This is a genomic window from Sphingomonas hankookensis, from assembly GCF_028551275.1.
Lineage (GTDB): Bacteria > Pseudomonadota > Alphaproteobacteria > Sphingomonadales > Sphingomonadaceae > Sphingomonas > Sphingomonas hankookensis_A.
The window spans coordinates 14,195-25,894 of record NZ_CP117026.1 but is presented as its reverse complement, the minus strand read 5'-3'; the positions used below and the strand labels follow the sequence as shown (position 1 = coordinate 25,894).

Below are 11,700 nucleotides of genomic sequence, written 5' to 3'. Positions count from 1 at the left end.
GATCTTATGGTTAAGCATAGAAACTTCCGCGCAATGGTTTCCGCTCTCGCTATGCTCGCAGGGCTGTTCACCGCCGGAGAAGCTTCCGCCGAGTTCGTGACGCAATCCGATCAGCGGCCGCCGTCGCCCGCGCGTCTGATCTTCCCCGATACGAAGGACGGACATCATATTTTCGCCGGCGACCTGCACCTGCACACCGTATTCTCGGACGGCTCGGCCTGGCCGACGCTTCGCCTCGCAGAAGCGGCGCATGACGGGCTTAAGTTCGTGTCCTTCACGGAACATGACATCATCACGCCAAAGATCCGCGACACCGGCACCAACAAGAACCGCAGCTATGAAATCGGCCGCGCGTTCATCTCTTCGGGCATGCTTGGCCTCGGCGGCATGAAACTCTCGCTCGGGTCGGAGATCACGCGCGCGATCGGGCATTTCAATTGTCACTTCCTCAAGGATGCAAATGCGCTGAACCCGGGGAAAGTCCATTACAGCACCTTCAAGCAGACGGGCGGGCAGCTCCGGGTCGACTGGAACCGGACCAGCGCGGACGAGAAAGATCTGGAAGCACGGTTCCGCGAAGCGAAGCGGCAGGGCGCCATCTGCCAGTGGAATCATCCGACCATCCCCTCCTCCTCCCCTGGTGAGGCAGTGGTGACGCCGTTCCTCGAACGGATGTTTTCAGAGGGTCTGCTGTCGGGGATTGAGGTTGCGCAAAGCGATTTCATCCACCCCAGCGCGATGGACGTGGCCCTGAAATATAACCTCTATATCGCGGCGACTACGGACGCTCATCTCGGGACCGCGTTGGAGCAGGAGGCGGCGGGGATGGATCACCGCGTCGCCACCCTGTTCCTGACGCAGGGAGAGGATGAAGCGGCCTTCAAGGATGCGCTGGAAAAGCGTCGTACGGTCGGCCTCTTCCGCGACACTTTCTTCGGCACGCGCGAGAATGTTCAAACGGTGATGAACGCGGTCCTGAAGATGTCGTTCACCAAATATTCGCCGTCAGAGTTTCTGATCGGAAACTCAGGCGAGATGGAGATCGCGAATGCTGGCCCGATCGACGTCGAGCTTGAGATCGTTCAGCCGGACTTTCGCCTGCTGAACTATCCGCGCTTCGTGAAGATACCGCATGGATCGAAAGTCACGCTGAAGGCGCTGCGCATCGACGGCCCGAACTTCAAAGGCCTGAAAGTCCGCGTGATCAATTCGCTTGTGACATCGCGTGACCAGCTGGAATTTTTCCTGGAGGCGCAGCCGTTCGATCTGAACGCCATCACCGGCAAGGGTACGCTGAGCAACATCCCCGACGATCTCGACGGCTGGATGTAAGACGGCTGAATGTTCGGCGGCCATGGGTCTTCGGATCCATGGCCGTTTGCATGTCATGCAAGCTCGCGCACCGCTTGCTGCCTCTTCTCATGCCGCGCAAACTCGCCGAGGGCATCCGCAAGAGACGGCAGGTGCGCCCCGCGCCCCGTCGCGAGCGGTACGCGGGAGGGGCGTGGCGCCATTTGGTTCAGGCGGGCGCCCGGCACGGCGCGGATCAGATGCCGGGGCAGGTTCAGGCTGTCCGCGACGGCTTCCGCGAACTCTGCCCATGATAGCTCCGTCTCATTGGTGAGGTGCCAGAGGCCCTGCTCACCGTCGATCAGGAGGTCGAGCGCGACCCTGACGAGATGCGGCACATAGGTCGGCGTGATCCGCTGGTCCGCCGCGGCCTCGAACGGCTGCCCCGCCGTCAGGGCGCGAGCGACCGCGACGGCAAAGTTGAACTCGTCATGGGGAGAGAAGAAGGCTGCGGTGCGAACGATGAGATGCGTCCCCGCCAGGGCGAGAAGTCCCTCCTCCATGCGCGCCTTGCTCTCGCCATAGACGTTGCGCGGGTCGGGCGCGTCGGTTTCGACATAGGCCCCTTCCGCCTTGCCCCCGAAGACGAGGTCGCTTGAGACATTGAGGGTGGCAAGCCCCCGCTCCTCCGCCATCCGCGCAAGGCGGACCGGGCCGTCGCTGTTCGCCGCAAAACAACGGGCGGCATGGCTTTCCGCCTCGTCGACCCGTACCCAGCCGGCGGCGTTCACCACTGCCCAGGGATCGTGCCGGTCCAGCGCAGCCCCGATGCTGGCCTCGCTGGTGATGTCGAGCGCGTGCCGCGCCGTCAGCACATGCGGTATGTTGCGGAGCGTACAGGCCCGCGCGAACGCTTGCCCCAGGGTTCCTGTCGCGCCCATGATCAGGAGGGGCCGACCCATGGGCGCACGCTCCCTGCAACTGTCCGCCCGGTGCTGCACGGCCGGGGCAGGACGGCGGACGGCGGGATATTCAAGCCGGATCGGCCGACGCCACCAGCCCGGCTGCGCTGCAAGCGGATGCCGTGCAGCGCCAGTGGCCAGAGCCGTGCCGAGCGCTGCGAGAGCGGTCGCGCGCGGCGTTCCGCTACTGACGTCGAATATGCCCGGCTCATAGATGCCGGGGGCGGTCAGCAGCGTGTTCCATCCGCTACTGCCGAGCAGCGACCAGAGCGTGATCGCTCGCACGTCCACGCCCTCATTGCGCAGATCCTCGGCGCAATCCCACGCCTCCGCCAGCCAGCGCAGCTGCTCCTCGCGCGTGCAGCCATTATGGACTTCGGTGACCGCGATCGGGGTCGCATAGCGGTCCCACGCCTCCTCTATCACGCCCCTCAGACCGGGCGGGGGCGGCTCCAGCACCCGGATCGCCTCGACATCGGCATAGCGCTGCCCGTCATTGCCGCCATGCGCATGGGCGGGATAGCGCTGCATGCGATGGTCGAGGAACCGCTCGCTGGTCAGATAATGGTTGATGCCGATGATGTCTGGCGGACAGGGATCGGCCGCAATGGCCTCCAGCCTGTGCTCCAGCCCGTGCGCGGCCATGCGCCGCCACAGCGGATGACCGCGCCGTACGCGCCCGAACAGCAGGTCCCATGTCGCCCAGCGCCGGATATTCTCGAACGCAGCCTGCTCGCGCAACTCGGCAGTGGCGAAGGTGCGGCCGAGATCCTCCGTCTGAACGAGCCGCGCGGCGGGATTGACCCTGCGAATGGCCTGCATCGCGAGCCGGGTTCCGTCGATCTGGTTGAGGAGCGCGCGCCAGAACGCGCCCTCGTCGCGGACATGCGGATACCAATGGCCATAAAGCGCCGAAAAGCGCGCCGTGGTGAGCGGCTCATTGACCGGCGTCCACTGGTTGATCCAGGAATAGCGCTCCGCAACGCGGGCCGCGAAATCAGCGAGACCCCGCGCGAAACCGTCATCGTCGAGGAGATGCGTGTAGGAGGGACCGCTGCCGTGATGGACAAGCCCGGCAATGACGTCGATGCCATGTGCGCGCAGCCGGTCGATCCGCGCATCCACGCCCTGCCAGAGATGCTGTCCGGGCCGATCAGGCGCAATGCATTCCCATAATATAGGATAACGGATCGTCGTTATGCCGATGTCGGCAAATAGATTCAGATCGTCGATCCGATCATAGTGGCCGCATCGCTCGAACTGATCCTGATATGTATCCCGAACCCTGTTGATGGTGCACTCCGGCCCACCCCATAATTCCAGATGCCTCTTCATCGTACATATCTCCCAGACCTTCGCCAGAACGACTGACATGGATCAGGTTTCCGCTCTCGACTTGATATCTTGTGTTATCTCTTTGAACTTGGGCCGGTTTGTACAGGAACCGGAGCGATGAACGGCGTGTTGCCGATGTTCATCATTCAGCAAGGTTCCAGACATGAGCGGCATTCCAAGCGACGTCGACGCCATCAACCCCGACAGCCCGACGGAGGGCGGCGGCACGCTCATCTGCTTCAGTCACCTGCGCTGGAACTTCGTCTATCAGCGGCCGCAACATCTGATGAGCCGCTTCGCCCGGGACCGGAAGGTCATCGTTTGGGAAGAGCCGATCCACGATGCGCCAAGTGCGACGTTGGACACCCATGTCTGCGACTGTTCCGGCGTCACCATCCTCACCCCGCACCTCCCCGCCGGCCTCAGCCGGCATGAGGAGACGGAAACATTGCGCGCCCTGCTCGACGGCGCGATCACCCGCGATCCGGCGCGACCGCTCATCTGCTGGTACTATACGCCGATGATGCTGCCCTTCTCCGACCATCTGGCGGCGGACTGCATCGTCTATGACTGCATGGACGAGCTGGCGAACTTCAAGGGCGCGCCGTCAGAGCTTCTCCCGCTTGAGCAGCGGCTGCTCGACAGCTGCGACCTCGTCTTCACCGGCGGGCACAGTCTCTACGAGGCAAAGGCCGCGCGCCATCCTTCGGTCCATGCCTTTCCATCCAGCGTCGACGCCACCCACTTCTCGACCGCCCGCGCCGCTGGTCCGGAGCCGGAGGATCAGGCGGAGCTCCCCTCCCCGCGCCTCGGTTTTTATGGCGTCGTGGACGAACGGATGGACCTCGCGCTGCTGGAAGGTTTGGCGGACGCGCGGCCCGAATGGTCCATCGTCATCGTGGGGCCAGTGGTGAAGATCAGCGACGCCGACCTGCCCCGCCGCCCCAACCTCCATTATCTGGGCGGCAAGGGCTATGCCGAACTGCCCGACTATCTACGCGGCTGGGACGTCGCCCTGATGCCCTTCGCCATCAACGAGGCGACACGCTTCATCAGTCCCACGAAGACACCCGAATATCTCGCCGCGGGCTGCCCCGTCGTCTCTACCCCGGTGCGTGACGTCGTGCGCGGCTATGGCGATGTCGAGGCGGTGCGCATCGCGGACGGGCGGGACGCTTTCGTCGCCGCCTGCGACGCGGCGCTTACCCTCTCCCGCACAAACGGCTGGCTGGCCGCCGTCGACGCGCGGCTCGCAGGGGAGAGCTGGGATCTCACGCAATGCGCGATGAGCAACCTCATTGACGAAGCGGTGCAACGCAGCAGCCACGTCTATCCCGTGGTGTCGCCTATTGGCGCAGACGGAGACCGCCCGCAATCCTATGACGTCATGGTCGTCGGGGCAGGCTTTGCCGGCGCGATCATGGCGGAACGGCTCGCACGCGACGCGGGCAAGCGGGTGCTGGTCGTGGACAAGCGGCCGCACGTCGCCGGCAACGCCTATGACCGACTGGACGATGCCGGCATCCTCATCCACCAATATGGCCCCCATATCTTCCACACCAATTCGGCCGACATCTTCGAGTATCTCTCGCAGTTCACCGAATGGCGTGGCTATGAGCACCGCGTGCTCGCGGCTGTCGGCGACCGCCTGGTACCGATGCCAATCAACCGCACGACGGTGAACAGCCTCTACCATCTTGATCTGCGGACGGAGGAGGAGGCCGCCGCCTTCCTGGCCTCCCGCGCAGAGCCCGTGGATATCGTCCGCACGTCGGAGGATGTCGTCATCTCGGCGGTGGGACGCGAACTCTACGAGACTTTCTTCCAGGGTTACACCCGCAAGCAATGGGGAATGGACCCGTCGGAACTGGACAAGTCGGTGACCTCACGCGTGCCGACGCGAACCAACACCGACGACCGTTATTTCACCGACACCTACCAGGCCATGCCGAGAGACGGCTTCACCCATATGTTCGAACGGATGCTCGACCATCCGAACATCGACCTGCTGCTCGGCGTCGATTTTACCGAAGTGCGGCAGGCCTATCCGCATCAGCACCTCGTCTTCACGGGACCCATCGACGAATATTTCGGCTATTGCTACGGCAAGCTTCCCTACCGCTCCCTGCACTTCCGGCACGAAACGGTGGATCAGGAACAATTTCAGCCCGTGGCCGTGGTGAACTATCCGTCAGAGGACGTTCCGCACACCCGCATTACCGAATATAAGCATTTGACCGGCCAGACCGCGCCGCGCACCAGCATCACCTATGAATATCCGAGCGGTGAGGGCGATCCCTACTATCCCATTCCACGCGCCGAGAACCAGGCGCTGTTCAAGCGCTACGAAGCGCTGGCGCTCGCCCAGCCCGATGTGAGCTTTGTCGGCCGGCTGGCGACCTATCGCTATTATAACATGGATCAGGTGGCCGGTCAGGCGCTTGCTACCTATCGCCGCCTGAAGCAGCGCTGGGATGCCGACCGCCAGCCCGCAGCCACCGGCGCGCGCGCCGGAACGACCGTCGTTGCCGACGCATGATATTGATCCGGCTCCCTTTTCCGTCTCGCGCGTTGTGAGCCGGACCTTTCACGAGCCAGATGGACGTCACGCGTGCTGGAACCGCAGGATGAGGTGTCCGAACGGGAGGTACAGCAGGGCCTGAGGGCCTTGCTGGTCGACGCCTCCTTCGCCACCGCCATAGGCGCCCTTAACAGCGGCGTGGTGCTCCTTGCGCTCGCGCTGCATGTCGGCGTGAGTACGGTCCAGATCGGCATATTGGCCGCCATCCCCCTGTTCACCCAGATCTTGCAGGCACCCGCAGTTTCGCTGGTGGAGCGGTTGCGCACGCGCCGCCGCATCTCCGTCATCAGTGTTTTTCTCGCGCGGCTCGCCCTGCCCATCTACGCCGTCGTGCCGTTCATCCCCGACCGTAATGTCGCCGCCGCATCCCTGATGGCGGCGGCCCTGTTGCACTACGGCCTCAACGCGGTGGGTGCGTGTAGCTGGAACAGCTGGATGCGCGACCTCGTGCCGGAGGAGGAGCTTGGGCGTTTCTTTGCCCGGCGGACCCTGTTCGGCACGGCGGTTAGCGCGGTCGCTACTATTGTCGGAGCCTACGCGCTCCAGCAGGCTGGGACGGACCGGGCTTTCGGCAACAGCATCTTCTGCGGCCTCTACCTTTTCGGCTTCGCTTGCGGTCTCGTCAGCACGGTCGCGCTCGCCCGCGTGCCGGAGCCACGTATGCCCCCCGGCAGTGACGATGTGCCGATCCGGCGGTTGCTGACCGGGCCGCTGCGCGACAGGAACTTCCGGCAGATGCTGCGCTATCTTGCAAGCTGGCAATTCGCCGTGAACCTCGCAACGCCGTTCTTCACCGTCTATTTCGTGCGCGAACTCGGCTTCGGCATGGGGTTCGTGCTGATCTTCAGCTTCATCAGCCAGATCGCGAACCTCGCCGTCATCCGGGGATGGGGCCGCCTGAGCGATCATTTCTCCAACAAGTCGGTGCTGAGCGTGGCCACGCCACTGTTCATCTTCTCCATCGTCGCCATGGCCTTTGCCAGCGATGTGGACGGCATGACAGCCCGGTCCGCCTATCTCGTCATGCTGCACATCATCATGGGCGCGGCGGCGGCGGGCGTGGGGCTGGCTTCCGGCAATATCGTGCTGAAGCTCAGCCCCGGCGGCGCGGCGACCGGCTATCTCGCCTCCAACGCCATTATCGGCGCAATCGCCGCCGGCATGGCGCCCATCATCGGCGGCTGGGCCAGCGACTTCTTCGCCGCGCGCAAGCTCACCCTTGCCGTGCGATGGACCAGCCCTGAGGGCGCGGCCGAACTCGGCGTCATGTTCACGCACTGGGAATTCTTCTTCCTCGTATCGGCCGTGATTGGCCTCTATGCCCTCCATCGCCTGAGCCTCGTTCAGGAAAGCGGCTTCACCGGCCGCAGGGAGGTGGTGTCCCACATCGTCTACTCTGCCCGCCGCAACCTCGGCAACATCTCCTCAGTGACGGGACTTCGCGAAGCGATGAGCTTCCCCGCCGGTGAACTCATCAAGCTGCGCGAGCGCAAGATGGCGATCATCCAGGGCCTGCAGGAGCGGCTGCGGAGCAGCCTCAGCCTCAGCACCAGGCGGCAAGTCACGGGATGGGTGCTGGAGGCGGGCTATGCGGTGCCCCCGCCTGATCCTTCGCTGGACGATCTGCTCGACAGGATTGCATGACGGAGGGAAGCTGCCCGCCGGCGCGACGTGGCCGAACCCGCATGGCACGGAGGATCGCAGCATGACCGTCACTGACATCGCGACACGCACCTACAACCATAATTTCCGGCTCGACCCTATCGTCCGCAGCCTGCTCGACACGGATTTCTACAAGCTCCTCATGCTCCAGATGATCCGGCACATTCATCCGGATGTGGAGGCGACATTCTCCGTCATCAACCGCACCCGCTCGGTCCGTCTCGCCGACATCATCGACGAGGAGGAGCTGCGCGCCCAGCTCGACCATGCGCGGGAGGTCCGCTTCGCCAAAAAGGAGCTGATATGGCTGACCGGCAACAGCTTCTATGGGCGGCAGCAGATGTTCAGCCCGGAATTCATTGCCTGGCTCGCCGATTTCCGCCTGCCCGACTATCGGCTGCGCAAGGTGGACGGTCAGTATGAACTCTGCTTCGAGGGTCCATGGACGCACACGACCATGTGGGAGATTCCCGCGCTCGCCATCCTCAACGAACTGAAATCGCGCGCGGCCATGCGCAACAAGGGCAGGTTCGCGCTCGACATCCTCTATGCGCGCGCCAAGACCAGGCTGTGGGAGAAGGTGGAGCGGCTGAAGCTGCTGCCCGATCTCGTCCTCTCGGACTTCGGCACCCGGCGGCGGCACGGCTTCCTGTGGCAGCGCTGGTGTGTCGAGGCGCTGAAGGAAGGGTTGAGCGACCGCTTCATCGGCACGTCTAACGTCCTCCTTGCCATGGACAGCGATCTGGAGGCCATCGGCACCAACGCGCATGAATTGCCCATGGTCGCCGCCGCGCTGGCCGGGGACGATGCATCGCTCGCCCGCGCGCCCTATCAGGTGCTGGAGGCGTGGCGACGGCATTATAACGGCAATCTGCTTATAGCCCTGCCCGACGCCTTCGGCACCACCGCCTTTCTGCGCGATGCGCCCGGCTGGCTTGCGGACTGGACCGGCTTCCGCCCCGACAGCGCCCCGCCCATCGAAGGCGGCGAGCAGATCATCCGCTGGTGGCAGGATCAGGGCGTCGATCCGCGCACCAGGCTGCTGATCTTCTCCGACGGCATGGATGTCGATACGATCGAGGCGACATACAGGCACTTCAACGGGCGTGTGCGGACAAGCTTCGGCTGGGGCACCAACCTCACCAATGATTTTCGCGGCTGCGATCCCGACGGTGACGAAGGGCTGGAGCCGATTTCCCTCGTCTGCAAGGTCACAAGCGCGAACGGACGTCCGGCGGTGAAGCTGTCCGACAATCCCGCCAAGGCGACCGGCGATCCCGCCGAGATCGAGCGCTATCTGCGGGTCTTCGGATCCGCTGGCCATGCCCCCTCGCCGGTCGTGGTTTAGCGGCGGATTTCCGTTCGCTGTCTGCGACCGGACGTGGCGCCATCAGGAATGAGGGAGGGCAGCCCCCTCCTTCCTTTTACCCGACGCTTTTCCGTCGGTACCGGAAGTACCAGACCTCAGAGCGAGAACCGGTATATCGACTTGAATTATAATAGGAAAATATGGAATTTTTCCCTTCAGTTTCGGGCATGGTAATCACCGGGCAATCACCATTCACATCGCGCTCGCGCACCATAGTGCGCGGTAGGATCGACTCTGCGCATAAGCTATCGGAAAATGCATCTACACGCGCATGGCGCGACCTCCAAAATCAGAGCGACCATGCCGTCTCCTACGATCGATTTTCGCACCATCCGACCACATCACGGAAGCCAGCATAGCGGTTTTGAGGAGGCGATTTGTCAACTCGCCGCGTTAGAAACCGCTCCTGACGCGCCATTCCACCGTAAGGGCGCTGGGGCTGACGCTGGCCTCGAATGCTACCGCGTCGAGGCAGATGGATCGGAGACTGGCTGGCAGGCGAAGTATTTCTTCGAGTTCGGCAGCAGCGAAGCGTCGCAGCTCACCGAATCGCTAAGCCAAGCGATCGCACGCCACCCCCAGCTTGGGCGCTTCATTGTCGGCTTACCCTTCAACCTATCGGACGGGCGAGTGGGCAATCGGATTTCCGAAAGGGATCGCTGGAACCGCTGGGTGCAAGCTCGCGCCGACGCAATCCTTCCGCGTGTCGTTACGATTGAGCTTTGGGATGAGACCCAGCTCATCGAGCGCTTCTCTCGAAATGAGCCGCAGTACGCGGGTCGACGGCACTATTGGTTCGATCTGCTGCATTTCACGCCCGACTGGTTTCAAACGCGCTTCGCGATCACTCGCAAGGCGCTGGGTACGCGCTAGGGTCAGGACCCATTGATGTGGGAGGCGCGATCTGATTCAGGCTCCGTGAGGAGAGAGTGGATGAGCGACCTGTACTGGCTGACGGATGAGCAGATGGCGCGTCTGCAACCGTTCTTTCCCAAGAGCCATGGCAAGCCTCGGGTCGATGATCGGCGGGTGCTCAGCGGCATCATTTTCGTCAATCGCAACGGGCTACGCTGGTGTGATGCACCGAAGGACTATGGGCCGCACAAGACGCTCTACAATCGCTGGAAGCGGTGGAGCGAGAGGGGTATTTTCCTGCGAATGATGGAAGGTCTCGCGGCAGCGGAGGCCGTGCCGAAGACCGTCATGATCGACGCGACCTACCTGAAGGCACACCGCACGGCATCGAGTCTGCGGGTAAAAAAGATCCCATGGGCGCGGGCTGGCGCCGGTTGAGGCAGACTGACCTTCCCGCTTTGTCGTGAAGGAGGTTGCCCGTGCCCGTGTCCGTCTCATGCCATGCCGCCGTCAGCACGCAGCTGAACGCAATCTTCGTGTCGCTGGAGCTGAGCCGCTCCACCTGGCTGGTGACGTCGCTGTCGCCGGGTCGCGGCGAGCGGATCTCGCGGCATCAGGTGAAGGGCAGCGACGTGCCGGCACTCCTGGAGCGGTTCGCGCAGTTACAGGCGAAGGCGCGGGAGCGGACAGGCGAGCAGTACCCGTTGGTCGTCATCCAGGAGGCGGGCCTCGACGGCTTCTGGATACACCGCTGCCTGGTGCGCGAGGGTATCGAGAGCTACGTCGTCGACGCCGCCTCGATTGCCGCTTCACGACGCAGCCGGCGCGCCAAGACGGACAAGCTCGACGGCGAGGCGCTGGTCCGCACGCTGCTGGCCTACAAGCGCGGGGAGCCGCGGGTGTGTGCGATGGTGGCGGTGCCGAGCGTCGAGGACGAGGACCGGCGACGCATCTCGCGCGAGCGGCGGGCTTTGGTCGTGGAGCGGGTGCGGCACGTCAACCGCATCAAGGGCCTGCTGTTCGCGCAAGGGGTCGGCGACTACGAGCCACTGCGCGCCGACCGGCGGGCGCGGCTGGACGAACTGGTGACCGGCGATGGACGACCGCTGCCCCGGCATGTTCGCCGCGAGATCGAGCGCGAGCTGGACCGGCTGGAGATGGTCGTCGGCCAGATCAAGCAGGTCGAAGCCGAGCGCGACGCGCTGCTCGAGCCGCGGTCGGATGCCGCCGGTGAGGCGGACACTGGTCCCCGGCTCATCCAGTTGCGCGGCATCGGTCCTGAGTTCGCCGGCGTGCTGCACGCAGAAGCGTTCTTCCGCAGCTTCAGCAATCGACGACAGGTCGCCGCCTATGCCGGGCTGGCCCCATCACCGTGGCAAAGCGGCAGCATGGACCGGGAGCAGGGCGTGTCCAAGGCGGGCAACAAGCGGTTGCGAACGACCATGATCCAGGTCGCCTGGCTGTGGCTGCGTCATCAGCCGGACTCGGAGCTGACGAAGTGGTACGCGGAGCGGGTGGGCGCGAACGGTGGTCGCGCGCGGCGGGTCATGATCGTGGCAGTCGCACGCAAGCTGCTGATCGCGCTGTGGCAGTTCGTCTCGGCCGGCGTGGTGCCCGCAGGCGCGCTGCTGAAGGCCGCATGAGCA

7 protein-coding genes and 1 pseudogene are annotated in these 11,700 nt (G+C 64.0%); 7 read left to right on the top strand and 1 reads right to left on the bottom strand.

Annotated elements, in window-relative coordinates; all coding sequences use genetic code 11:
- The first annotated feature begins 33 nt into the window (after nucleotides 1–33).
- The gene (locus PPZ50_RS17040) at nucleotides 34–1,332 is read left to right on the top strand and encodes a hypothetical protein (RefSeq protein ID WP_162177404.1); all 1,299 of its coding nucleotides are present in this window, start codon (nucleotides 34–36) and stop codon (nucleotides 1,330–1,332) included.
- A 53-nt stretch (nucleotides 1,333–1,385) separates the two neighbouring features.
- Here the strand turns inward: PPZ50_RS17040 and PPZ50_RS17035 are convergent, their stop codons facing one another.
- Nucleotides 1,386–3,626, bottom strand: coding sequence for a family 1 glycosylhydrolase (locus tag PPZ50_RS17035; RefSeq protein ID WP_255504836.1), 2,241 nt, complete (start codon nucleotides 3,624–3,626; stop codon nucleotides 1,386–1,388).
- Between the two features lie 247 nt (nucleotides 3,627–3,873).
- On the opposite strand from PPZ50_RS17035, the gene glf reads away from it, so the two are divergent.
- The 6 genes and pseudogenes from glf to PPZ50_RS17005 all read left to right on the top strand — a co-directional run bounded on the left by glf (nucleotide 3,874) and on the right by PPZ50_RS17005 (nucleotide 11,697).
- Complete coding sequence (glf, locus tag PPZ50_RS17030) at nucleotides 3,874–6,126, top strand: UDP-galactopyranose mutase (protein WP_051586992.1); 2,253 nt, start codon at nucleotides 3,874–3,876, stop codon at nucleotides 6,124–6,126.
- 72 nt (nucleotides 6,127–6,198) lie between these two features.
- On the top strand, nucleotides 6,199–7,812 hold the full coding sequence (locus PPZ50_RS17025; protein ID WP_051586982.1) for an MFS transporter: 1,614 nt from the start codon (nucleotides 6,199–6,201) through the stop codon (nucleotides 7,810–7,812).
- A 61-nt stretch (nucleotides 7,813–7,873) separates the two neighbouring features.
- Nucleotides 7,874–9,178 carry a nicotinate phosphoribosyltransferase gene (gene pncB, locus PPZ50_RS17020; RefSeq protein ID WP_036527766.1) on the top strand — a complete coding sequence of 435 codons (1,305 nt, stop codon included), beginning with the start codon at nucleotides 7,874–7,876 and terminating at the stop codon, nucleotides 9,176–9,178.
- A gap of 321 nt (nucleotides 9,179–9,499) precedes the next feature.
- On the top strand, nucleotides 9,500–10,072 hold the full coding sequence (locus PPZ50_RS17015) for a hypothetical protein (protein ID WP_272815855.1): 573 nt from the start codon (nucleotides 9,500–9,502) through the stop codon (nucleotides 10,070–10,072).
- A 60-nt stretch (nucleotides 10,073–10,132) separates the two neighbouring features.
- A pseudogene (locus tag PPZ50_RS17010) lies at nucleotides 10,133–10,462 on the top strand (transposase); the annotation flags it as partial.
- Nucleotides 10,463–10,533: 71 nt separating this feature from the next.
- Nucleotides 10,534–11,697: an IS110 family transposase gene (locus tag PPZ50_RS17005; protein WP_042491514.1), complete on the top strand. Its 1,164-nt coding sequence runs from the start codon at nucleotides 10,534–10,536 to the stop codon at nucleotides 11,695–11,697.
- Nucleotides 11,698–11,700 lie beyond the last annotated feature (3 nt).